Raw genomic sequence first — 22,247 nt, 5'->3', positions numbered from 1 at the left:
CCGACACACACATGAGGGGCGGTACCGGGAACTCCGGTCCGCCCCTCACCTGCGCTGATGCGTTACTTCCTGCTGTAGTTCGGCGCTTCGACCGTCATCTGGATGTCGTGCGGGTGGCTCTCCTTGAGACCCGCCGAGGTGATCCGGACGAAACGGCCCTTGCTCTCCATCTCGTCGACGGACGCGGCACCGACGTAGCCCATCGTCTGGCGGAGGCCGCCGACCAGTTGGTGGAGGACGTTGGCCAGCGGGCCGCGGTAGGGCACCTGCCCCTCGATGCCCTCGGGTACGAGCTTGTCGTCCGAGGACACCTCGGCCTGGAAGTAGCGGTCCTTGGAGTACGACCGCCCCTGCCCACGGGACTGCATGGCACCCAGCGAGCCCATGCCACGGTACGACTTGAACTGCTTGCCGTTGATGAACATCAGCTCGCCCGGGGACTCCTCACACCCGGCGAGGAGGCTGCCCAGCATCACGCTGTCCGCCCCGGCGGCGAGCGCCTTGCCGATGTCGCCGGAATACTGCAGGCCGCCGTCGCCGATCACGGGGATACCCGCGGCACGCGCGGCGAGCGCGGCCTCGTAGATCGCGGTGACCTGCGGGACACCGATACCGGCCACCACGCGGGTGGTGCAGATCGAGCCGGGGCCGACGCCGACCTTCACGCCGTCGACGCCGGCGTCGATCAGCGCCTGGGCGCCGTCGCGGGTGGCGACGTTGCCGCCGATGACGTCGATGCCGACGCTCGACTTGATCTTCGCCATCCAGTCGAGGGCGTTGCTGTTGTGTCCGTGCGAGGTGTCGACGATCAGGAAGTCGACCCCCGCGGACGCGAGCGCCTGCGCGCGGTCCAGCGCCTCGGGGCTGGCGCCGACGGCCGCGCCGACCAGCAGACGGCCCTCGGCGTCCTTGGCGGCGTTCGGATACTGCTCGGCCTTCTTGAAGTCCTTGACCGTGATGAGGCCCTTGAGGATGCCCGCGTCGTCGACCAGCGGAAGCTTCTCGATCTTGTGGCGGCGCAGCAGCTCCATGGCTTCCACGCCGGAGATCCCGACACGCCCGGTGACCAGCGGCATCGGCGTCATGACCTCGCGCACCTGGCGCGCCCGGTCCGACTCGAACGCCATGTCACGGTTGGTCACGATGCCGAGGAGCTTCCCCGCGGAGTCGGTGACCGGCACTCCGCTGATGCGGAACTTCGCGCAGAGCGCGTCCGCCTCGCCGAGTGTGGCGTCGGGGTTCACGGTGATCGGGTCGGTGACCATCCCCGACTCGGACCGCTTGACCAGGTCGACCTGGTTCACCTGGCCCTCGATCGACAGGTTCCGGTGCAGCACACCGACGCCGCCCTGGCGGGCCATGGCGATGGCCATCCGGGCCTCGGTCACCTTGTCCATCGCAGCCGACAGCAGAGGGATGTTCACTCGTACGTTGCGCGAGATGAGGGACGAGGTGTCGACCGCGTTGGGCAGGACCTCGGATGCGCCCGGCAGCAACAGCACGTCGTCGTATGTCAGCCCGAGCGTCGCGAACTTCTCGGGCACTCCGTCGACGTTTGCAGTCATGACACCTTCCCCAAATGGCCTTGATCGGTGCGGATGTCCATGCTAACGGCCTCGCGGGGCGTCTCATTCCACGATCAAGATCACCTAGCGGTTCTGTGGCTTCTCCCACACCTCAGGAGCCTCGGAAACCGCCCTTTCACTGGCCCGCGAGGGCTCGTAGCCTGCTCAGCGCACGGTGCTGGGCGACCCGGACTGCGCCCGGGGACATTCCGAGCATCTGCCCGGTCTCCTCAGCGGTCAGCCCGACCGCGACCCGGAGGACCAGCAGCTCGCGCTGGTTCTCCGGCAGATTGGCGAGAAGCTTCTTCGCCCAGGCCGCGTCACTGCTGAGCAGCGCCCGCTCCTCGGGGCCGAGTGAGTCGTCGGGGCGCTCCGGCATCTCGTCGGAGGGCACGGCCGTCGACCCGGGGTGCCGCATCGCGGCGCGCTGGAGGTCGGCGACCTTGTGGCCCGCGATGGCGAAGACGAAGGCTTCGAAGGGCCTGCCGGTGTCCTTGTAGCGCGGCAGCGCCATCAGCACCGCGACGCAGACCTCCTGCGCGAGGTCCTCCACGAAGTGACGGGCATCACCGGGCAGCCGGTTCAACCGGGACCTGCAGTAGCGCAGGGCGAGGGGGTGGACATGGGCCAGCAGGTCATGGGTGGCCTGCGCGTCACCGTCGACGGCACGGTGCACCAGAGCACCGATCACCGTCGTCCCGTCCTCGCGCATCGGACCATGGTGCCTTGAGGCCGTCAGATCCGAGGCATCGCGTCCCGGGTTGTGCACCGAAGCGTTATCAGCGGACGCGTCGGAACCGCCGGTGTGTTCACCGGCCCGTGCGTCGCCGGCGTCGTGAGCGGGTGCGCCGGATGTCATTTCCTGCGCCCTCCCCTTCCGCTCGACCGAATGTTCCCCGAGGAACTCCACAACCCCAAGGATGCGGCATCGGCCAGGAAGCGTCACCCGGCGCTGGTGGCGAGGGCCCGGCCGCAGGTCCGCCGCCACCGTCGCCCCGTCCGCCGGCCTGCGGACGGGAACGCACGGTTACCGGCCGCGCCGCGGCGTCAGCGGACCAGGCCCCAGCGGAATCCGAGCGCGACGGCGTGCGCGCGGTCCGAGGCCCCGAGCTTCTTGAACAGGCGTCGCGCGTGCGTCTTCACCGTGTCCTCGGAGAGGAACAGCTCGCGCCCGATCTCCGCGTTGGAGCGACCGTGGCTCATCCCTTCGAGCACCTGGATCTCCCGCGCGGTGAGTGTCGGCGCCGCACCCATCTCGGCGGACCGCAGCCGGCGCGGGGCGAGCCGCCACGTCGGATCGGCGAGAGCCTGGGTCACGGTCGCACGCAGCTCGGCACGCGAGGCGTCCTTGTGCAGATAGCCGCGGGCACCGGCGGCGACCGCGAGTGCGACGCCGTCCAGGTCCTCGGCGACGGTCAGCATGATGATCCTGGCCCCGGGGTCTGCCGAGAGCAGCCGCCGGACCGTCTCCACACCCCCCAGACCGGGCATGCGTACGTCCATCAGAATCAAATCCGAACGGTCGGCCCCCCAGCGGCGGAGGACTTCCTCACCGTTGGCCGCAGTCGTCACACGCTCGACGCCGGGCACGGTCGCAACCGCGCGGCGGAGCGCTTCTCGGGCGAGCGGGGAGTCGTCGCAGACGAGGACGGATGTCATGACCGTCCTCCGCAGCTGATGCGCGTCACCTTGAGCCTCCAGGCTGATACAAGTCGTCACCTGTGCGGTTGACCCCCTCGGACATCTGCCCGAGCTCGTTCTCCGTCAACCGCCTCCCCCTCAACAACGACGGTCACTCGAAAGAGTTACGGGCCACAGCATCCGGTTCGGCACTCTAAGTGAGGGGGCGCTCACGCAGAAGAGCGACACGGGATCATTCACTCGTCAACCGAATCCCCACTCGGCAATCTGCCCCATTTAGCGGGTTTTCTTCCCTTTTGCTGGCGTCTGAGGCTAGATTCGCAATCAGTCATATTTACATCTACTAACACCGTAGATGTACGGTCGGGACTCCGGTCACCGATGAGCACCAACGGTCGAGGATGCCGTTTCCGAACCAGCAAGGTTTCGAGGGGACACGCAATGGCAGATTTCTCCCGCCTTCCCGGACCCAACGCGGACCTGTGGGACTGGCAGCTGCTGGCCGCCTGCCGCGGGGTCGACAGTTCACTCTTCTTCCATCCCGAGGGGGAACGCGGAGCAGCCCGGAGTGCCCGTGAGACCTCGGCGAAGGAGGTCTGCATGCGCTGCCCGGTACGCGCCGAGTGCGCGGCGCACGCGCTCGCGGTACGGGAGCCCTACGGCGTGTGGGGCGGCCTGACCGAGGACGAGCGCGAGGAACTCATGGGCCGCGCCCGCAACCGTCTCATCTCCGCCCCTTCAGGACCGGCACCGGAGGCCGGTCCCACCTGAGCCTTCACACGGCCTATCGAACGCAGAAACGTTTCTTCGCGACTGGCGGCCCGCCGTCGGACCCGCCGGGCGGAGCTGCGACGCGCCGCGCCGGTCAGCGTGCGGCTGCCAGGGACAGCTGGTCCAGGGTCGCCGCCACCGCCGGCACCCGGGCGAGGTCGGGCAGGGTGAGGGCGACGATCTCCCGCTCCACGGCCGGCTCCACCGTCACGGTGCGCGCCCCCTTGGGACGTACGGACTCGAGGGCCAGCCCAGGAAGGACGGCGACGCCGAGGCCCGCCCCGACGAGCCCGATCACCGCCGGGTAGTCGTCCGTGGCGAAGTCGATGCGAGGGGTGAAGCCGGATTCCTCGCAGACCTCCACCAGCTGACGCCTGCAGCGTGGGCAGCCGGCGATCCACGGCTCGTCGGCCAGTTCCCCGATGCCCACCGCGTCCGCCCCCGCCAGCCGGTGGCCCTCCGGGACCAGACCGATGAGCCGGTCCTTGAGCAGCGGGCGCACGACCAGGTCGTCCCACTCGCCGCCGACGTTCCCGTAGCGGAAGGCCAGCGCGATGTCGCAGTCACCGTCGCGCAGCATCTCCACCGAGCGCGGCGGCTCGGCCTCGACGAGTGAGACCTGGGTGCCCGGGTGCGCGGCGCGCAGCGCGGCGAGGGCCCCGGGGACCAGCGTGGAGCTCCCGCTCGGGAAGGACACGAGCCGGACCCGGCCCGCCCGCAGCCCCGCGATCGCGGCGACCTCCTCCTCGGCGGCGGTCAGCCCCGCGAGGATGCCGGACGCATGGCGCACCAGCGCCTCTCCCGCCTGGGTGAGGCGCATCTCGCGCCCCGTACGGATCAGCAGCGGCGTGCCCGCGGAGCCCTCCAGAGCCTTCATCTGCTGGCTGACTGCAGGCTGGGTGCAGCCCAGCTCCCGCGCGGCGGCGGAGAACGAACCGGTGGTGGCCACGGCGCGCAGGACACGGAGATGACGGGCTTCGATCACCCTTCGACCATAAGCGACTCTTGCATCATTGGTCGAATAATCACGGGCGACTTTGAGGATCTCGCGGTTAGCCTGTCCCGTTATGAAGGTGCTCACCGTGAATCTCGGGCGTCCGACGCCCTCCGCGCATTCCGATGCGAATAACGGCCTCACCGGAATCGGCAAGCAGCCGGCCGACGGCGCCGTACACGTGACCGACCCCGGCCCCAAGGGGAGCGGCGGCAGCGGTCTCTCCGGTGACGCGGTGTGCGACCTCCGGCACCACGGCGGCACGGACCAGGCGGTGTACGCGTACGCCCGCGAGGAGCTCGACGCCTGGGAGAAACAGCTCGGCCGTCCCCTGCCCAACGGGGCCTTCGGCGAGAACCTGACGACCCTCGGTGTCACCGTGAGCCACGCGCGGATCGGGGAACGCTGGCGGATCGGTGACGAGCTGGTCCTGGAGGTGACGTCGGGCCGCATTCCGTGCCGTACGTTCGCGGGCCACCTGGGCGAGCGGGGCTGGGTGAAGCGGTTCACCCGCGAGGGGGCCACCGGCGCGTATCTCCGGGTGGTCGAACCCGGGACGATCCGTTCCGGTGACCCGGTCGAGGTGGTGCACGTGCCCGACCACGACATCACCACGGCCCTGGAGTTCCGGGCGACGACCACGGAGCGGGAGCTGCTGCCCCGCCTGCTCGACGCCGGTGAGGCGCTGCACACGGAGACCCTGCGCGCGGCGCGGGCGTACGTGGCGAAGCACGGCGCCCCGACGGCGCCCTGACGGAGCGGCCGGTAACGGCCCGGCCGGCGGGAAGAAGGCGGGTCGGCCGCCGTCCGCGCGGGGCACTAACGTGCCGCCTATGACGACTGCACTGATTACGGGCGCGACGGCGGGGATCGGGGCCGCCTTCGCACGGCGGCTCGCGGGTGACGGGCACAATCTGGTGCTGGTGGCCCGGGACACGGAGCGGCTGCGGGCCCAGGCCACGGAGCTGCACGACGGACATGGCATCGAGGCCGAGGTACTGACGGCCGACCTGTCCACGGACGCCGGGATCGAGGCGGTCGCCGCACGGCTGACGGACCGTGTGAGCCCTGTCGACCTGCTGGTCAACAACGCCGGCTTCGGTAACAAGGGGCGCTATCTGGATGTCCCGATGGCCGATGAGCTGACGATGCTGAAGGTCCACTGCGAGGCGGTCCTGCGGCTGACCTCGGCCGCTGCGGGAGCGATGCGGGAGCGCGGCCGCGGAGGGGTGGTCAATGTGGCCTCCGTCGCGGCCTTCCTGCCGCGGGGGACGTACGGGGCGTCGAAGGCGTGGGTCGTCCAGTTCACCCAGGGCGCGGCGAAGGACCTCGCGGGTTCGGGGGTGCGGCTGATGGCGCTGTGCCCGGGCTTCGTACGGACCGAGTTCCACGAGCGGGCCGGGATGGGGACGGGCAACATCCCGGACTGGATGTGGCTCGACGCGGACAAGCTGGTGACCGCGGCCCTGGCGGACCTGGCCCGGGGCCGGTCGGTGTCGATCCCGGACCCGCGCTACAAGACCCTGATGGGCCTGGTGAAGCTGACGCCCCGCAGCCTCCTCGGAGGGGTCACCTCCCGCGCCGGCCGGACGTACGGCCCGCGGTAGCGGACCTGAAGCCGGTTCCCCCCGGCAGCACCGAGGCCCGGTGCCCCCGCGACGGGGGTACCGGGCCTCGGCTGCGTACGGAGCCGTACTAGTGCGAGTGGCCGTGGCCGCCGTGACCGGCGTCGGCCTCTTCCTCGGCCGGCTTCTCGACGACCAGGGTCTCGGTCGTGAGCAGCAGCGACGCGATGGACGCGGCGTTCTCCAGGGCGGAGCGGGTGACCTTGACCGGGTCGATGACGCCGGCCTTCACCAGGTCGCCGTACTCGCCGGTCGCGGCGTTGAAGCCCTGACCCTTGTCGAGCTCGGAGACCTTCGAGGTGATGACGTAGCCCTCGAGGCCCGCGTTCTCCGCGATCCAGCGGAGCGGCTCGACGGCGGCGCGGCGCACGACCGCGACACCCGTGGCCTCGTCGCCGGTCTTGTCGAGGTTGCCCTCGAGGACCTTGACGGCGTGGACCAGAGCGGAGCCACCACCGGAGACGATGCCCTCCTCGACCGCGGCGCGGGTCGCGGAGATGGCGTCCTCCAGACGGTGCTTCTTCTCCTTGAGCTCCACCTCGGTGGCGGCACCGACGCGGATCACGCACACGCCGCCGGCCAGCTTCGCGAGGCGCTCCTGGAGCTTCTCACGGTCCCAGTCGGAGTCCGTGGACTCGATCTCGGCCTTGATCTGGTTGACCCGGCCCTTGACGTCGGCGGAGTCGCCGCCGCCGTCGACGATGGTCGTGTCGTCCTTGGAGACGGTGACGCGGCGGGCCGTGCCCAGCACGTCCAGACCGGCCTGGTCGAGCTTGAGGCCGACCTCCTCGGCGATGACGGTCGCACCGGTGAGGGTGGCGATGTCGCCGAGCATGGCCTTGCGGCGGTCGCCGAAGCCCGGGGCCTTCACAGCGACGGCGTTGAAGGTGCCACGGATCTTGTTGACGACGAGGGTGGAGAGCGCCTCGCCCTCGACGTCCTCGGCGATGATCAGGAGCGGCTTGGACGCACCGGCCTGGATGACCTTCTCCAGCAGCGGGAGCAGCTCCTGGATGGAGCCGATCTTGCCCTGGTGGATCAGGATGTACGGGTCGTCGAGGACGGCCTCCATACGCTCCTGGTCGGTCACCATGTACGGGGACAGGTAACCCTTGTCGAAGGCCATGCCCTCGGTGAACTCGAGGTCCAGACCGAAGGTGTTGGACTCCTCGACGGTGATGACACCGTCCTTGCCGACCTTGTCCATCGCGTCCGCGATGAGCTCGCCGACCTGCGGGTCCTGCGCGGAGAGCGCGGCCACGGCGGCGATGTCGGCCTTGTCGTCGATCGGGCGGGCGGTCGCGAGGAGCTCCTCGGACACGGCCTTCACGGCGGCGTCGATGCCCTTCTTCAGGGCGGCCGGGGACGCGCCCGCGGCTACGTTGCGCAGACCTTCGCGGACGAGGGCCTGGGCGAGCACGGTGGCGGTGGTGGTGCCGTCACCCGCTACGTCGTTGGTCTTGGTCGCCACCTCCTTCACCAGCTGGGCACCGAGGTTCTCGTACGGGTCGTCGAGCTCGACCTCGCGCGCGATGGTGACACCGTCGTTGGTGATGGTGGGAGCACCGAACTTCTTGTCGATGACGACGTTGCGGCCCTTCGGACCGATCGTCACCTTCACCGTGTCGGCAAGCTTGTTGACGCCGCGCTCAAGGGCGCGACGGGCGTCCTCGTCGAACTTCAGGATCTTCGCCATGGGCTGAGCTGTCCTCTCAAACGAACTGCGCCCCTCGCCACCCGGCTAGTCATTTCGCAGGGGGCCAGGGGCGCAGAACAGAAGCAAACGTGGGTGAATTACTTCTCGACGATCGCGAGAACGTCGCGCGCCGAGAGGACGAGGTACTCCTCGCCGTTGTACTTCACCTCGGTGCCGCCGTACTTGCTGTACAGAACGACGTCGCCGGTCTTGACGTCGAGCGGAAGGCGCTCGCCGTTCTCGAAGCGGCCCGGGCCCACGGCCAGGACGACGCCCTCCTGGGGCTTCTCCTTGGCGGTGTCCGGAATGACCAGGCCGGAAGCCGTGGTCTGCTCGGCGTCGAGCGGCTGGACCACAATGCGGTCCTCGAGCGGCTTGATCGCAACCTTGGAGCTGGTGGTCGACACGATCCGGTCTCCCCCTTCGGAGATCTCACGGGGTTTAACAGTCTGTGGGATGGCGATCGGACCGATCCGTCGTCGCGGGTGCCGGACCTGCCCTGTCGCGCAGTTGTGCTGGCACTCTCCCTGGGGGAGTGCCAGCACTGACACTATGACTGCGATTAGCACTCGGTCAAGCGGAGTGCCAATTCACCACCCTCGCGTGGCGCCGCGGGACCGGCGCACGACCGGACAACGCGGGAGACCGCCCCGGTGTTCCGGCGCCCCTGGATCAGGCGCGCACCGGCCGCATCCGCTCAGACGTAGTCCTCCAGCCGGGCCACGGCGTACCCCTTGTCCGTGACCGTCTTCATGACGCGGCGGACCATGTCGGCCATGGATCCCCCCCAGTCCTCGCGCCCCCGGAAGTGGGTGAGGATGATGTCGCCGGGGTGCAGGTCCTGGTCCCACTCGCGCCACTCCATGTGGTCGGGGAACGCCTCGGCGGCCCACAGGGGCACCGCCTTGATGCCGCAGGACTTGGCGACGCGCAGGGTGTCGCCGTTGTAGTTGCCGTACGGCGGTCTGAAGAGGGTGGGCCGCTTCCCGAAGTACTTCTCGATCTTGTCCTGCTCGCCGCAGATCTCCCGCCGCTGCTCGGCCGCCGAAAGCCCCGGGAGATAGCGGTGGTTGAGCGTGTGGTTGCTGAGGGTGACGCCGCGGGCCTGCATGTCCTTGAAGTAGCCGTAGTCGTCACTCACCACGTAGTCACTGAGGAAGGCGCTGTACGGGATCTTCAGCTCCGCCATCATCCGCAGCAGTTCGGGGTCCTTCTCCGCCCCGTCGTCCATCGTCAGGAAGACGACGCGCTCCTCGGTGGGGACAGTGGTGAAGACCGGCGGCAGCGACTCACCGCCCGCCACCTCGAACCCCTCACGGGTGGCGATGCGGGGCCTCACGGCGGGCGGCGCGGGGGCGGGGAGCGGGACCTTCGCCAGACCCCACTTCTTCGCGGCGGCGACCCGGGCCGCCTGCTCCCGCTCCAGCCGTTCGGCCTTGGCCGCCGCCAGGGCCGGACCCGCCGGCGGAGCGGCAGTCCCCGGCTGACCGGCGGCTCCTGGCTGACCGGCGGCTCCCTGCTGACCGGCGGCCGGCCCCTGCCGCACCGCGGCCCCGCCGTCCGTCCCGTCGGCACACCCGGACGCGGCGGCTCCGGCCAGCAGGGCCACCAGGACCGCGCAGGCCGTTCTGCGGCGTTTCATGGCAGATTTTTCTTTTTGTCTTACTAGCTGCATGGCGCCGCATCCTGCCACCGGGGCACCGGCCACCTCCCGCGACACCTCCGGCGGGCCAGCCGGGTCCCCCGGCTGGCTCACAATGGAACCGTGAACGCCCTTCCCCCTGCCGATCAGGCCGACCCGGCCGACCCGCTCGCCGCCTTCGCCGCCCTGCGCACCCCGGAGGGCGCGGCGCTCCTGGACGAACTGCGCGACCACGACCCCGCCCAGGAGCTGGCGACCGCGACCCGGCTGCGCCGCACGCACCCCGCCGCCCTCGTGTCGGCGGCGCTCGGCCAGGCGCGGCTGCGGCAGCGCGCGGTCGCGAAGTTCGGGGCGGCGGACGCGTATCGCATGTTCTTCACCCCCGACGGCGTGGAACAGGCGACCCGCACCTCGGTCGCCGGCCACCGCGCCGGGCGGTTCGCCGAGCTCGGTGTGCGCAGCGTGGCCGACCTGTGCTGCGGCATCGGAGGCGACGCGATCGCCCTGGCCCGGGCGGGCATCTCGGTCCTGGCCGTGGACCGTGATCCGCTCACCGCCGAGGTCGCCCGCGCCAACGCCGAGGCGCTCGGCCTCCAGGACCTCGTCGAGGTGCGGTGCGCCGACGTCACGGAGATCGACACCGCGCCGTACGACGCGGTCTTCGTCGACCCGGCGCGACGCGGCGGACGGGGCAGGATCTTCGACCCCGAGGCCTACTCACCGCCGCTCTCCTGGGCGACCGAGGCGGCCCTGAAGGCCCCCCGGGCCGCACTGAAGATCGCGCCCGGCGTCCCCCACGAGGCCATCGAGCCGAGGGCCGAGGCCGAGTGGATCTCGGACGGCGGCGACGTGAAGGAGGCCGTGCTCTGGTTCGGCGAGGGCTTCACCCCCGGAGCCTTCCGGGCCACGCTCCTCCCGTCCCGCGCGAGCCTCGTCTCCGAAGGCCCGCTCCCCGCCCCGCCGGTCGGTCCCGTCGGCCGGTATCTCCACGAGCCGGACGGCGCCGTCATCCGCGCGCACCTGGTGGCCCTCGTCGTGGAACGCTGCGGGGGCAGGCTGGTCGACGAGACGATCGCGTACGTCACCAGCGACGCGCCGTACGCGTCGGACGCCACGGCCTCGTACGAGATCACCGACGAGCTGCCCTTCAACATGAAGAAGCTGAAAGCGTTGCTGAGGGAGCGTCAGGTCGGGGTGCTGACCGTCAAGAAGCGCGGCTCGCCGGTCGAACCGGAGGAGCTGCGCCGCAAGATGAAGCTCCAGGGGCCGCACGCCGCCACCGTCTTCCTGACCCGGGTGGCCGGGGCCCCGACGATGCTGATCGGGCAGCCGGTGAAGCGGACCTGATCAGCCGTCCACCGTGACCAGCGGGTCCGCCGGCGCTCCGACGAGCACCCTCAGCACCCAGCGCCGGTGGGCGAACGCCTTGACGAGGCCGGTCAGTCCGGTCACCCAGGCGAGCAGTCCGAGCCCCATGAGCCAGGCCACCAGACCGTACGTCTCCTGGCCCGCCCTGGCGGTCGCCGGAACGGCCACGCAGCCGAACAGGCCCGTCGCGCAGAGCGTGAACGACATCAGCAGCCAGGCGAGGCTCGCCCGCGGCCTGCGCAGCGCCCTGTCCCCCGCCGGATCGCGGTCCAGGCCGCCCCACTCCACCAGGAGCCGGTGGACCCGCAGGTCCCTGGCCACGCCGACCGCCATGAGGACGGCCGCCGGGACCAGCACGGCGGCACCGACCGCGAGACAGACGACCCCCGGAATCCAGCCGAGCACGTCGTAGGCGTCCTCGAACATCAGGAACGCCGATCCCGCCAACGACCAGCCGAGAGCGGCGGTCCCGGCCCACATCCACAGCACTCCGAGCCTCGCGGGGTTGATGAACATCTTCACCAGCTCGCCGAGAATCAGCGCCCGGTCCCTCAACAGGGCGTCGCGGTCGGGCCACGTACGGATCTCCACGGGCGGAGGCGGCGGCGGGAGCGGTGAACGACTGGTCATGGCCCAGACATTACCGAGTGCGCGCGCCGCCCTCCGGCGGTCGTACGGGCCCGTGGGATCAGGTCAGCGGGTACGACGTCCGGCCGGACGCCTCGTCGATCTCGTCGTGCGCCTTGGTGAGCAGCTTCATCGCCAGCTCGTTGAGTGCCCGGGCGCCGGCGATCTCCTCGCCGACCCTCGGCTGCTCCGCGTCGGAGGGGTGGCGGCTGGCGTACCCGTGGGCCCGCACCTCGGTCCCGTCACTGAGCCGCACCATCGCGGCCGCGCGGGTCCGGTGGGTGTCCTCCTCGAATTCCAGCTCGATGTGCCATCCGACGGTGGTCTCCATCATCTCGGTCACCTCCCAGGATTCCTGCTTCCAGGGTGCGCCCGTTCGCCTGCCCGCGCACGGTGTGCGCCGCGGGGCCCAGGCATTCCGCTCAGGCGTCCTGGAGGGCCTTGACGTCCAGCTTCCGCATCCCCATCATCGCCTTCATCACCCGGTCGGCCCGGGCAGGGTCGGGACCGGCGAGCAGCTCGGGCAGCGCACGCGGGACGATCTGCCAGGACATCCCGTACCTGTCCTTCAGCCACCCGCACATGCTCTCCTCGCCGCCCTCGGTGAGCGCGTCCCAGAGCCGGTCCACCTCGTCCTGCGACGCGCAGTCGACGGAGAGGGAGACGGCCTCGGAGAACGTGAACTCCGGGCCTCCGTTGAGACCCATGTACTCCTGGCCCGCGAGCCGGAAGTCGACGGTCAGCACCGAGCCCGCGTTCGGCGACCCCTCGGTCCAGTAGGTGGTGTTCAGGATGCGGGAATCACCGCCGAAGACCGAGACGTAGAACTCGGCGGCCTCCTGGGCCTGGTTGTCGAACCAGAGACAGGGCTTGATCTTCTGCATGGTCTCTCTCCCTCACACGGTCCGGTGCGTCTCAGGACGCTGTGAAAGGTAGACCTCCCCCGGCCCCGGAACTCATCGGGACACGCGGTGCGCACGGGCGAGCAGCAGCTCCCGTTCCCGTGCGTTACGCGTCAGCTCCGCCGCGCGTACGAACGCGGCGCGCGCCTCCCCGCCACGCCCCAGCCGCTCCAGCAGGTCGCCCCGCACACTCGGCAGCAGGTGGTGGCCGGCCGGCGCCGGGTCCCGCGTCAGGGCGTCCGTCAGGGCGAGACCGGCTGCCGGACCCTCGGCCATGGAGACGCCACCGCGCGGTTCAGCTCGACCACCGGTGACGGGGCGGCCTTCGCCGGCCGGCCGTACAGCGCGGCGATGGTCCGCCAGTCCGCGCCTGATCAGCAAAGAATTCCTCTGCGGGTTCCCCGCAGGCAGCGGACCCCGCTCAGCGGCCCGCCGGGCCGAGGGATTCGAAGCGCCACCGGTGCACCGGGCGGCTGATCAGCCCGGCCTCCGGCTCCGGCAGCTCGGGCAGCTCGTCGTCGTACGCCGCCTCCCACCAGGTCAGCACGAGCACCCGGTCCTGCGGGGCGCGCAGCAGCTCGCCGCGCAGCGGCTCGCGGGCCAGCTCGGCGGTCCGGGCCCGGGCCCACTCCAGCAGCTCCGCGCCCCGGCCCTCGGCGGCGCGGGCCTCCCACATCAGCGCGACGGTCATGAGTACAGGTTGTCCTTGCTGATCTCGTGCACATGGTCGTGGTCGTGGTCGTGGCTGTGGCCCTGCACGCCCGGCACGTGGGTCTCGGTCACCGGCAGCGAGGAGTCCGCGGAGAGGTCCAGGTCGGAGACCGGACGGTTGCGCGCCACCATCTCCGCGCCGAGTGCGGCGACCATGGCCCCGTTGTCGGTGCACAGCCCCGGCCTCGGCACCCGCAGCCGGATGCCCGCCTTCGCGCACCGCTCCTCGGCGAGCGCCCGCAGCCGCGAGTTGGCCGCGACGCCGCCGCCGATCATCAGGTGGTCGACGCCCTCGTCCTTGCAGGCCCGGACGGCCTTGCGGGTGAGGACGTCCACCACGGCCTCCTGGAAGGACGCCGCCACGTCCCGTACGGGAACGTCCTCACCGGCCGCGCGCTTCGCCTCGATCCAGCGCGCCACGGACGTCTTGAGGCCGGAGAAGGAGAAGTCGTACGCGGGATCGCGCGAGCCGCTCAGACCGCGCGGGAACGCGATCGCCTTCGGGTTCCCCTCCTTGGCCAGCCGGTCGATGACCGGGCCGCCGGGGAATCCGAGGTCCAGCACCCGGGCGATCTTGTCGAAGGCCTCGCCCGCCGCGTCGTCGATGGTGGCACCCAGCGGCCGTACGTCGTTGGTGATGTCCGGGGCGAGCAGCAGCGAGGAGTGCCCACCGCTCACCAGCAGCGCCATCGTCGGCTCGGGCAGCGGGCCGTGCTCCAGCTGGTCGACGCAGATGTGCGAGGCGAGGTGGTTGACCCCGTAGAGCGGCTTGTTCAGCGCGTACGCGTACGCCTTGGCGGCCGATACGCCGACGAGCAGCGCCCCGGCGAGCCCGGGGCCGGCCGTGACCGCGATGCCGTCGAGGTCACGGGCGCTGATCCCGGCGTCCTTCAGGGCGCGCTCGATGGTGGGGACCATCGACTCCAGGTGGGCGCGGGAGGCGATCTCCGGGACGACACCGCCGAAACGGGCGTGTGTGTCGACGCTGGACGCGACGGCGTCGGCGAGGAGCGTCGTCCCTCGCACGATGCCGACGCCGGTCTCGTCGCAGGAGGTCTCGATGCCGAGTACGAGCGGTTCGTCAGCCATCAGTCTGTCTCTGTTCCTTGTACGGTCAGGCGCATGACGAGTGCGTCGATGTTCCCCGGCTGGTAGTAGCCCCGGCGGAAGCCGATGGGTTCGAAACCGAAGCGTTCGTAGAGCTTCTGCGCGCGGGTGTTGTCGACACGGACCTCCAGGAGCACGGCGGTGCACTCGAAGGCGGTGGCGTGCCGGAGCAGGTCGGTCAGGAGTTCGGAGCCGAGGCCGCCGCCCCACTGGTCGCGGCTGACCGCGATCGTCTGGACGTCGGCGAGGTCACCGGCCGAGGCGAGGCCCGCGTAGCCGACGATCCGGCCGTCGGCGGGGTCCTCGGCGACGACGTAGCGGTGGGTGGCCCGGGGCCCGCGGGCGCGGGCCAGTTCGGACCAGAACATGCCGGCCGACCAGGCGTCCTCGGGGAACAGCGCGTGTTCCAGCTCCAGCACCGGCACGATGTCCCACCAGCGCATCTCGCGGAGCACAGCGGTCGCGGTGGTCACTTGGGGGTGACCACCTTGTAGTTCTTCGGGACCTGGGCGTCGGGCCTGCGCAGATAGAGCGGCTGCGGCGGGAGCAGCGCGGCGCCTGCGGCCAGCCGTCCGGCGGCCAGGGCGGCGAGCGCGCCGGCGGAGACGTGTTCGGGGCCACGGGCGTCCGGGAAGGCCTCGGGGTAGAGCAGCGCGCCGGCGCCGACGACGGGCAGTCCGGCGAGCCGCTCCGCGATGTCGGCGGGCCGGTCGACGGCGGGTTCGCCGTCGCGGGTGCGGGAGTCCTCGTACCGCGCCCAGTAGACCTCCTTGCGGCGCGCGTCGGTCGCGACGGCGAAGGGGCCTTCGAGGCCGTCCCGGCCGGCGGCGTACGCGAGGGCGTCGAGCGTGCACACCCCGTGCACCGGTACGGAGAGGGCGGAGCCGAAGGCCGCCGCGGTGACCAGGCCGACGCGCAGCCCGGTGTACGGGCCGGGGCCGGCCCCCACGGCCACGTCGGTCACGGCGTCGAGCTTCACCCCGGCCTCGGCGAGGACCCGGTCGACGGCGGGCAGCAGCAGCTCCCCGTGCCTCCGGGCGTCGACCTGACCGGTCTCGGCGACGACGGAGGTCCCGTCGTGAAGGGCGACGGTGACGGCGGGGGTGGCGGTATCCATGGCGAGCAGCAGCACACAAACAGCCTACGGCTCCGCCGACTCGGTCAGGGCAGCCCGTGCAGCGTCCCGGTCTGCCCTTCCGCTGCTGGTACCGTCGCCGGGTATACGCGTGTACGACATAAATGCTTGTACGACATGTGACGGACGGCATGTGAAAGGGGACCTCACGGTGGCAAGGGGCAGCTCGGGAATCGTGGCCGGGCTCACTGCCGCGGCGTTGGCCGCGGTCTGTTTCCTCGCCTACCAGGCGTCGGCGAAAGCGCCCGAATCGGTCGCCGTCCCCTCGGCGGAGGCCTCCGGGAAGACGGCCTCCCCCTCCGCGAAGCCCAAGCCCGAGCCCACGAGGGATCCGCTCGCGATCCCGGCGGACTCCGGCACGGGGGCCCGCGTCGTGTACGCGCTCAAGGACCGCCGGGTGTGGATCGTGGACGACAAGGAGAAGGCCCTCCGGACCTTCACCGTCATGCCGAGCACCGTGGACCCGCTGCCCGGCAGCTACGCGGTGACCTCGCGCTCCGGCAGCATCAAGGGCTCGGACGGGGTCCCGATCGAACACGTGGTGCGCTTCGCGACCGTCGACAACGTGTCCGTGGGCTTCAGCGCCGCGCAGGACGACTCCATGGCCAGCCCCGACCCCACGACCAGGACCGGCGGGGTGCGCATGAAGCGGGCCGACGGCAACGTGCTGTGGACCTTCGCCACGGTCGGCGTGAAGGTCGTCGTCGTCCCGTAGTCACGGACGGCTGGGTCAGGCGGTCAGGCGGCGTCGCGCCCTACGCCCTCGGCGTCGCCTTCCTCGGCGTGCTCGTCGCGGGGCGGTGTCGACACCGCCGCCGCGGCGGCGCAGGAGGCCAGCAGGTCCTTCATCGACGTCGCGGACACCGACGGCGCCTCCGCCTGCGGCTCCTGCGACGACTGCGGCTGCACTTCACGCTCGGGTGTCGGCATGCTGCCTCCTCGGGCTTCGTCCAGGGGTGTGGTTAGGTACACCTAACCAATCCCTGTACCCATGTGACCACGACGGGCTGCCCCTGCGCAACATCTTACCGACGCCTTGTCGGAAAGCGTCGGGAAGTCCGGCGCGGCCTCCATCGGCGAGCCCTCCCGGAGCACACGGCGAGGCCCTTCCGGAGCGCGCGGTGAGGCCGCGCTCAGAGCGCCGCCAGCTCCGCGCCCAGCCCCGCCCAGCGCGCGCCGATCCCCACCAGCGTCACCGTGCGGCGCTCGTCGTCCGTGTCGCCGACCGCTCGGTCGATCACCACCCGCAGCCGGTCCTCCGACAGGTCCTCCACCTTGCCGTCGCCCCACTCCACGACGACGACCGACTCCGGGAGCGACACATCGAGGTCCAGGTCCTCCATCTCGTCGAGGCCGCCGCCCAGCCGGTACGCGTCGACGTGGACCAGGGCCGGGCCCTCGCCCAGCGGCGGATGGACCCGGGCGATCACGAAGGTCGGCGAGGTGACGGCACCGCGTACGCCGAGGCCTTCCCCCAGGCCGCGGGTCAGGGTCGTCTTGCCCGCGCCGAGCTCGCCGGTGAGCATCACCAGGTCGCCGGGGGCCAGCACACCGGCGATCCGGCGGCCCAGCTCCTTCATCTCTTCGGGGGACTCGACGGCGACGTCCAGGGTGACGGTGCCCGGTGCGGTGGTGCCGGTCACCGGGCCGTTGTGCGCTGCTTCCATGCCGACCAACGGTAGAGGATCAGCGTGCCTCGGCCGGAACCGCTCCGATCCGCACCAGCAGGTCCGCGAGCCGGTCGGTCACCGTCTCCGGGTGCTCCAGCATCACCAGATGACCGGCGTCCGGCACGATGACCAGCTCCGCCTCCGGGAGCTCGTCCGCGATGGCCTCGCTGTGCGAACTGGGCGTCACGAGGTCCTTGTCGCCGGCCAGGATCAGCACCGGAAGCCCGCGGAAGACGGGCAGCGCCCCGCTCTTGTCGTGCTCGGTGAAGGCCGGATAGAACTCCGCGACCACATCGATCGGGGTCGACTCGATGAGCCGCTCCGCGAACCGCGCGACCGCCGGGTCCACGTCCCGCGATCCGAACGAATACCGCTTGATCAGCCCCGCGAAGAGGTCGGCGGTCGCCCGCCGCCCGCGCTCCACCAGCTCCGCCTGCGAGCCCAGCGCCTTCAGCACCCCGGGCAGCACCCGCCGCACCGCGTTCACCCCGGCCACCGGCAGCCCGAAATTCACCTCGCCGAGCTTGCCGCTCGACGTCCCGACGAACGCGACCGCCGCCACCCGGTCGCGGATCAGCTCCGGATACCGGTCCGCGAGCGCCATCATCGTCATGCCGCCCATGGAGTGCCCGACCAGCACCAGCGGCCCCTCGGGAGCCGCCGCGTCGATGACGGCCTTGAGATCACGGCCGAGCTGGTCGATGCCGACCGGTACGCCCTCGGCCTGCGCCCTGCCCCGCTCGGACCGGCCGTGGCTGCGCTGGTCCCAGTGGACCGTGCGGACCAGGCCGCGCAGCGCCGCCCGCTGGAAGTGCCAGGAGTCCTGGCCGAGGCAGTAGCCGTGGCTGAAGACGACGGTCAGGGGCGCGGGGTCCTTGCTGCCGAAGAGCCTGCGCCTGCGGGGCCCTGAGCCCGTGGGCGTACGCGCACCGGAGCCGCCGCCCGCCCGGTTCGCGACGCCCTCCGGTTCGATCTCGTCGACCTCGTAGTACAGCTCGGTGCCGTCGTCCGCGACCGCCCGGCCGGGCAGTCCCCGCAGCGAGCCGTACGGCCCGGAGGCGTCCAGAGCGAGACGGGCCTTCTTGCGGATGCCCCGGCCCACCGTGAGCCGCTCGACGGCGACGCCCGCGGCCGCCCCCGCGGCGATGACGCCTATCGCCGCCCCGGCGATGCCCGCCCGGCGCCAGCCGGCCGCCGCGACGGCCGCCGTCGCCACCACGTCCTCCGCACTGGTCTCGCTCACGGTGGCGCGCTCCTTCGTCGTCGTCGTTGTCGTCGTCGTCGGGCCATGATTCCGGCCGGACCGCTGGGGCCAGGGTCTCAGTCCCGGCCGGAGTCCTCGTGGAGATGGACGCGGGGGACGCGTGAGCCGATGCGCGTGACGATCTCGTACGCGATCGTGTCCGCCGCCTCCGCCCAGTCCTCCGCGCCCGGCTCGCCCCGGTCCCCCGGCCCGAACAGCACCGCTTCCGCGCCCGCCTCCAGGAGGTCGCCCCCGAGGTCGACCACGAACTGGTCCATCGCGACCCGGCCCGCGATCCTGCGGACGGCGCCTCCGACGAGGACGGGGCCCCGGCCCGAGGCATGACGCGGGATGCCGTCCGCGTATCCGACCGGCACCAGTGCGAGCGTCGTCTCGGCGGGCGTCGTGTAGTGGTGCCCGTAACTGATGCCGTGCCCCGGGGGCACCTGCTTGACCAGGGCGACAGAGGCCGCGAGCGTCATGACGGGGCGCAGCCCGAAGTCGGCCGGGGTCCCCAGCTCGGGGCTGGGCGAGATGCCGTACATCGCGATCCCCGTGCGTACGAGATCGAAGTGGGACTCGGGCACCGTGAGCGTCGCCGGGGAGTTGGCGATGTGCCGCACCTCGGGCCGGACGCCTTCCTTCTCCGCGTACGCCACCATGTCGCGGAACACGTTCAGCTGGGCGGCGATCGACGGGTGGTCCGGCTCGTCGGCGCAGGCGAAGTGCGACCAGAGGCCGGTGATGCGCAGGGTTCCCGCGTCCTCGGCGGCGCGGGCGGCCGAGACGAGTTCCGGCCAGTCGGCGGGCTGGCAGCCGTTACGTCCCAGGCCCGTGTCGGCCTTGAGCTGGACCCGGGCCCGGATGCCGGCCTCCGTGGCGGCGGCGACGACCTCGTCGAGCGCCCACATCCCGCTCACCGACACATCGATGTCGGCCTCGACCGCCTCGCGCCACGGGCCGCCGGGCGTCCACAGCCAGCACATCACCCGGCCGCCGATCCCGGCCGCCCGCAGGGCGAGTGCCTCCTGCGGGGTGGCCGTGCCCAGCCAGGTCGCGCCGGCCTCCAGTGCGGCCCTGGCGCAGGGCACCGCCCCGTGTCCGTACGCGTCGGACTTCACGACGGCCATGAGCTGAGCCCCGGACGCCCGCGCGCGCAGGGTGCGCACATTGGCGCGCAGTGCGGCGAGGTCGATCTCGGCACGGGCTCTCAGGGTCGCTGTCTCGTTCATCGCGCCCAGTGTCTCAGAGCCGTACGCCTGTGCCCTCGACCTGTGTGACCGGTGAGGCGGTCAGCGGTGGTCGAGGGCGTGCTCCAGATGTCCGACGAGGACCGGGACGTGGCTGGCCTGCACGTCCTTCACGGCCGTGACGAGGGTGACGGCGCCGCCCCGACGCAGCAGGGCGAGCAGTTCCTCGACGGCCTCGGTGTGCGCGGGATCGCCGAGCTCGGTGCGGTAGCGGTCCACGAAGTCGTCGTACCGGGTGCCGGAGCGGTCCTCGTGGTACCAGGTGCGGAGTTCCTTCGAAGGGGTCACGTCCTTGACCCACAGGTCGACGGCCGCGTGCTCCTTGGAGATCCCGCGCGGCCAGAGCCGGTCGACCAGTACGCGGGTGCCGTCGTCGTCCTCCGGCGGGTCGTACACCCTGCGCACCCGGATATCGCTGCCGCTGCCCACGACCGGTCACCTCCCGTTCCCGTGCCTCCAGCGTGGATCAGGACCGCACGTCCCGCCACGCCGCCGGTACGGCGTCCGCGACGTCCTGCGCGGCGACCGGCGCCCCGTCCGAGGCCCGGCGCGCCGCGAGCCCGTGCAGATAGGCGCCCACCGACGCGGCGTCGCGCGGCGCGAGGCCCGCGGCCAGCAGCGAGCCGGTCAGCCCGGACAGCACATCACCGCTGCCCGCCGTGGCCAGCCAGGACGTGCCGGTCGGATTGACCCGTACGGGCACGTCCCCGGGCTCCGCGACGAGGGTCGTCGAACCCTTCAGCAGCACCGTGGCGCGGTAGCGCGCGGCCAGTTCCCGCACGGCGGCGAGCCTCCCGGCCTCGACCTCCTCGCGCTCCACCCCGAGCAGCGCGGCGGCCTCGCCGGCGTGCGGGGTGAGGACGGTGGCGGCGGTCCTCGCGCGGACGGCCGAGGCGTCCATCAGCCGCAGCCCGTCCGCGTCGATCAGGACCGGGACGTCGGCGGCCAGCACGTCGGCCACCGCCGACGCCGAAGCCGAGGAGTCACCGAGCCCCGGCCCGGCCACCCAGGCCTGTACCCGTCCGGCCTTCGACGGCGGGCCGGGGTGGACCAGCGTCTCCGGGAAGCGGGCGATCACCGCGGCGGCCCCCGGGCCCGCGTACCGCACCGCTCCGGCGCCGCCGCGCAGCGCTCCCGCGACCGCGAGCACGGCCGCGCCCGGGTACCGCTCCGAGCCGGCGGCCACCCCGACGACCCCGCGCCGGTACTTGTCGCTCTCGGCGCCGGGGAGGGGCAGCAGGGCGGCGACGTCGGCGTACTGGAGGGCCTCCAGGTCCGGCCGTGCGGGCAGTTCCGCCGCCAGGCCGATGTCGACGAGCCGGAGCGCTCCCGCGTGCTCGGCGGCCGGGTCGATGAGCAGCCCCGGCTTGTACGTCCCGAAGGTGACCGTCGCGTCCGCCCGTACGGCGTCGCCGAGCACCTGGCCGGTGTCGGCCTCGACCCCGCTCGGCAGATCCACCGCGAGCACGGGCGCGTGGCCTCCCGTGACCGCCCGTACGAGCTCCGCCGCCTCGGGGCGCAGACCGCCGCGGCCCCCGATCCCCGTGATGCCGTCGACGACGAGGTCGACGGGGCCGAAGGCCCCCAGGTCAGGGCCTTCGAGGACCTGACCGCCCGCCGCCAGCAAGGCGGCCAGCCCGGGGCCGTGGACCTTGTCCGGCGAGGTCAGCAACGCCCGTACGCCTGCTCCGCGCCGGGCCAGCCGGGCCCCCGCGTACAGCGTGTCGCCGCCGTTGTCGCCGCTGCCGACGAGGAGGAGCACCCGGGACCCGTACACCCGCCCGTTGCGCCGGAGCAGGTCACCGCAGGCCACCGCGAGCCCGGCGGCGGCGCGCCGCATCAGCGCCCCCTCCGGCAGCCGTGCCATCAGCGCCTGTTCGGCGGCCCGTACGGTCTCGACGCTGTACGCATGTCGCATACGCTCAACCCTCCGCGATCACCACGGCCGACGCCACCCCCGCGTCGTGGCTGAGCGACACGTGCCAGCTGCGCACCCCGAGCTCGGCCGCCCGGGCCGCGACAGTGCCGCGCACCTCCAGACGGGGCCGGCCGCTCTCCTCGACGCACACCTCGGCGTCGGTCCAGAGCAGCCCGCCCGGTGCGCCCAGCGCCTTGGCCAGGGCCTCCTTCGCGGCGAACCTGGCCGCCAGCGAGGCGATCCCCCGCCGCTCCCCGCCCGGCAGCAGCAACTCCCGTTCCAGGAAGAGCCGCTCGGCCAGCTGCGGCGTACGCCCCAGCGCGGCGCCGAAGCGTTCGATCTCCGCCACATCGATCCCGACCCCAATGATCACGCGCTCACT

Annotated in this window: 26 protein-coding genes and 1 pseudogene; 5 read left to right on the top strand and 22 right to left on the bottom strand. The window is 71.8% G+C overall.

The annotated features are described in order from the left end of the window. Window positions 1–62: 62 nt before the first annotated feature. The 3 genes from guaB to ACFYQ5_RS34120 all read right to left on the bottom strand — a co-directional run bounded on the left by guaB (window position 63) and on the right by ACFYQ5_RS34120 (window position 3,224). Window positions 63–1,565 carry an IMP dehydrogenase gene (gene guaB, locus ACFYQ5_RS34130; RefSeq protein ID WP_389203253.1) on the bottom strand — a complete coding sequence of 501 codons (1,503 nt, stop codon included), beginning with the start codon at window positions 1,563–1,565 and terminating at the stop codon, window positions 63–65. Window positions 1,566–1,701: 136 nt separating this feature from the next. Next, window positions 1,702–2,277, bottom strand: coding sequence for a sigma-70 family RNA polymerase sigma factor (locus ACFYQ5_RS34125; RefSeq protein WP_030123887.1), 576 nt, complete (start codon window positions 2,275–2,277; stop codon window positions 1,702–1,704). 335 nt (window positions 2,278–2,612) lie between these two features. Beyond that, on the bottom strand, window positions 2,613–3,224 hold the full coding sequence (locus ACFYQ5_RS34120) for a response regulator transcription factor (protein WP_003948568.1): 612 nt from the start codon (window positions 3,222–3,224) through the stop codon (window positions 2,613–2,615). Window positions 3,225–3,647: 423 nt separating this feature from the next. On the opposite strand from ACFYQ5_RS34120, the gene ACFYQ5_RS34115 reads away from it, so the two are divergent. After that, the gene (locus ACFYQ5_RS34115; protein ID WP_389203251.1) at window positions 3,648–3,977 is read left to right on the top strand and encodes a WhiB family transcriptional regulator; all 330 of its coding nucleotides are present in this window, start codon (window positions 3,648–3,650) and stop codon (window positions 3,975–3,977) included. Window positions 3,978–4,071: 94 nt separating this feature from the next. Here the strand turns inward: ACFYQ5_RS34115 and ACFYQ5_RS34110 are convergent, their stop codons facing one another. Further along, the gene (locus tag ACFYQ5_RS34110) at window positions 4,072–4,962 is read right to left on the bottom strand and encodes a LysR family transcriptional regulator (protein ID WP_389203249.1); all 891 of its coding nucleotides are present in this window, start codon (window positions 4,960–4,962) and stop codon (window positions 4,072–4,074) included. A gap of 82 nt (window positions 4,963–5,044) precedes the next feature. On the opposite strand from ACFYQ5_RS34110, the gene ACFYQ5_RS34105 reads away from it, so the two are divergent. After that, a complete protein-coding gene (locus ACFYQ5_RS34105) occupies window positions 5,045–5,725 on the top strand; it encodes an MOSC domain-containing protein (RefSeq protein WP_389203248.1) in 681 nt (226 codons plus the stop codon). Between the two features lie 79 nt (window positions 5,726–5,804). Further along, a complete protein-coding gene (locus tag ACFYQ5_RS34100) occupies window positions 5,805–6,578 on the top strand; it encodes an SDR family NAD(P)-dependent oxidoreductase (RefSeq protein ID WP_389203246.1) in 774 nt (257 codons plus the stop codon). An 88-nt stretch (window positions 6,579–6,666) separates the two neighbouring features. On the opposite strand, the gene groL is transcribed toward ACFYQ5_RS34100, so the two are convergent. The 3 genes from groL to ACFYQ5_RS34085 form a co-directional block, all read right to left on the bottom strand. Beyond that, window positions 6,667–8,292 (bottom strand): chaperonin GroEL, encoded by a 1,626-nt coding sequence (gene groL / locus ACFYQ5_RS34095; protein ID WP_389203244.1) that lies wholly within the window; start codon window positions 8,290–8,292, stop codon window positions 6,667–6,669. 98 nt (window positions 8,293–8,390) lie between these two features. Next, on the bottom strand, window positions 8,391–8,699 hold the full coding sequence (gene groES / locus ACFYQ5_RS34090; RefSeq protein ID WP_003966899.1) for a co-chaperone GroES: 309 nt from the start codon (window positions 8,697–8,699) through the stop codon (window positions 8,391–8,393). A 290-nt stretch (window positions 8,700–8,989) separates the two neighbouring features. Then, entirely contained in the window at window positions 8,990–9,934 is a 945-nt protein-coding gene (locus tag ACFYQ5_RS34085) for a polysaccharide deacetylase family protein (protein ID WP_389203243.1), read from the bottom strand. Between the two features lie 123 nt (window positions 9,935–10,057). On the opposite strand from ACFYQ5_RS34085, the gene ACFYQ5_RS34080 reads away from it, so the two are divergent. After that, window positions 10,058–11,281 (top strand): methyltransferase domain-containing protein, encoded by a 1,224-nt coding sequence (locus tag ACFYQ5_RS34080; RefSeq protein WP_389203241.1) that lies wholly within the window; start codon window positions 10,058–10,060, stop codon window positions 11,279–11,281. On the opposite strand, the gene ACFYQ5_RS34075 is transcribed toward ACFYQ5_RS34080, so the two are convergent. The 8 genes and pseudogenes from ACFYQ5_RS34075 to tsaB all read right to left on the bottom strand — a co-directional run bounded on the left by ACFYQ5_RS34075 (window position 11,282) and on the right by tsaB (window position 15,766). Next, window positions 11,282–11,932 carry a hypothetical protein gene (locus ACFYQ5_RS34075; protein WP_389203239.1) on the bottom strand — a complete coding sequence of 217 codons (651 nt, stop codon included), beginning with the start codon at window positions 11,930–11,932 and terminating at the stop codon, window positions 11,282–11,284. It abuts the gene before it with no gap. A 58-nt stretch (window positions 11,933–11,990) separates the two neighbouring features. After that, window positions 11,991–12,263 carry a DUF1876 domain-containing protein gene (locus ACFYQ5_RS34070; RefSeq protein ID WP_104791830.1) on the bottom strand — a complete coding sequence of 91 codons (273 nt, stop codon included), beginning with the start codon at window positions 12,261–12,263 and terminating at the stop codon, window positions 11,991–11,993. An 88-nt stretch (window positions 12,264–12,351) separates the two neighbouring features. Beyond that, the gene (locus ACFYQ5_RS34065) at window positions 12,352–12,813 is read right to left on the bottom strand and encodes a VOC family protein (protein ID WP_389203237.1); all 462 of its coding nucleotides are present in this window, start codon (window positions 12,811–12,813) and stop codon (window positions 12,352–12,354) included. Window positions 12,814–12,885: 72 nt separating this feature from the next. Next, window positions 12,886–13,196, bottom strand: a pseudogene (locus ACFYQ5_RS34060) (RNA polymerase subunit sigma-24); the annotation flags it as partial. 56 nt (window positions 13,197–13,252) lie between these two features. Further along, window positions 13,253–13,522 carry a hypothetical protein gene (locus ACFYQ5_RS34055; RefSeq protein WP_389203234.1) on the bottom strand — a complete coding sequence of 90 codons (270 nt, stop codon included), beginning with the start codon at window positions 13,520–13,522 and terminating at the stop codon, window positions 13,253–13,255. Continuing rightward, window positions 13,519–14,631 carry a tRNA (adenosine(37)-N6)-threonylcarbamoyltransferase complex transferase subunit TsaD gene (tsaD, locus tag ACFYQ5_RS34050; RefSeq protein WP_389203232.1) on the bottom strand — a complete coding sequence of 371 codons (1,113 nt, stop codon included), beginning with the start codon at window positions 14,629–14,631 and terminating at the stop codon, window positions 13,519–13,521. The genes ACFYQ5_RS34055 and tsaD overlap by 4 nt, the downstream gene beginning before the upstream one ends. Then, window positions 14,631–15,122, bottom strand: a complete 492-nt coding sequence (gene rimI / locus ACFYQ5_RS34045) for a ribosomal protein S18-alanine N-acetyltransferase (RefSeq protein ID WP_389203230.1) — start codon at window positions 15,120–15,122, stop codon at window positions 14,631–14,633. Before rimI ends, tsaD begins: the two co-directional genes overlap by 1 nt. After that, window positions 15,119–15,766 (bottom strand): tRNA (adenosine(37)-N6)-threonylcarbamoyltransferase complex dimerization subunit type 1 TsaB, encoded by a 648-nt coding sequence (gene tsaB / locus ACFYQ5_RS34040; RefSeq protein ID WP_389203290.1) that lies wholly within the window; start codon window positions 15,764–15,766, stop codon window positions 15,119–15,121. Before tsaB ends, rimI begins: the two co-directional genes overlap by 4 nt. Before the next feature lie 169 nt (window positions 15,767–15,935). Between tsaB and ACFYQ5_RS34035 the strand changes: the two genes are divergently transcribed. Then, on the top strand, window positions 15,936–16,499 hold the full coding sequence (locus tag ACFYQ5_RS34035; protein ID WP_389203229.1) for a hypothetical protein: 564 nt from the start codon (window positions 15,936–15,938) through the stop codon (window positions 16,497–16,499). Window positions 16,500–16,522: 23 nt separating this feature from the next. On the opposite strand, the gene ACFYQ5_RS34030 is transcribed toward ACFYQ5_RS34035, so the two are convergent. The 7 genes from ACFYQ5_RS34030 to ACFYQ5_RS34000 form a co-directional block, all read right to left on the bottom strand. After that, window positions 16,523–16,714, bottom strand: a complete 192-nt coding sequence (locus ACFYQ5_RS34030) for a hypothetical protein (protein ID WP_389203227.1) — start codon at window positions 16,712–16,714, stop codon at window positions 16,523–16,525. A gap of 203 nt (window positions 16,715–16,917) precedes the next feature. Then, a complete protein-coding gene (tsaE, locus tag ACFYQ5_RS34025; RefSeq protein WP_389203225.1) occupies window positions 16,918–17,451 on the bottom strand; it encodes a tRNA (adenosine(37)-N6)-threonylcarbamoyltransferase complex ATPase subunit type 1 TsaE in 534 nt (177 codons plus the stop codon). Window positions 17,452–17,470: 19 nt separating this feature from the next. Next, entirely contained in the window at window positions 17,471–18,697 is a 1,227-nt protein-coding gene (locus ACFYQ5_RS34020) for an alpha/beta fold hydrolase (protein WP_389203223.1), read from the bottom strand. A 77-nt stretch (window positions 18,698–18,774) separates the two neighbouring features. Beyond that, a complete protein-coding gene (gene alr, locus ACFYQ5_RS34015) occupies window positions 18,775–19,929 on the bottom strand; it encodes an alanine racemase (RefSeq protein WP_389203221.1) in 1,155 nt (384 codons plus the stop codon). Window positions 19,930–19,989: 60 nt separating this feature from the next. Beyond that, entirely contained in the window at window positions 19,990–20,376 is a 387-nt protein-coding gene (locus ACFYQ5_RS34010; RefSeq protein ID WP_389203219.1) for a DUF488 domain-containing protein, read from the bottom strand. A 37-nt stretch (window positions 20,377–20,413) separates the two neighbouring features. Then, window positions 20,414–21,865 carry an NAD(P)H-hydrate dehydratase gene (locus tag ACFYQ5_RS34005; RefSeq protein ID WP_389203218.1) on the bottom strand — a complete coding sequence of 484 codons (1,452 nt, stop codon included), beginning with the start codon at window positions 21,863–21,865 and terminating at the stop codon, window positions 20,414–20,416. 4 nt (window positions 21,866–21,869) lie between these two features. Beyond that, window positions 21,870–22,238: a holo-ACP synthase gene (locus ACFYQ5_RS34000; RefSeq protein ID WP_327122262.1), complete on the bottom strand. Its 369-nt coding sequence runs from the start codon at window positions 22,236–22,238 to the stop codon at window positions 21,870–21,872. Window positions 22,239–22,247: the final 9 nt, after the last annotated feature.

Source organism: Streptomyces sp. NPDC005794, from assembly GCF_042871445.1.
Lineage (GTDB): Bacteria > Actinomycetota > Actinomycetes > Streptomycetales > Streptomycetaceae > Streptomyces.
This window is presented reverse-complemented; position numbering and strand designations above follow the sequence as displayed.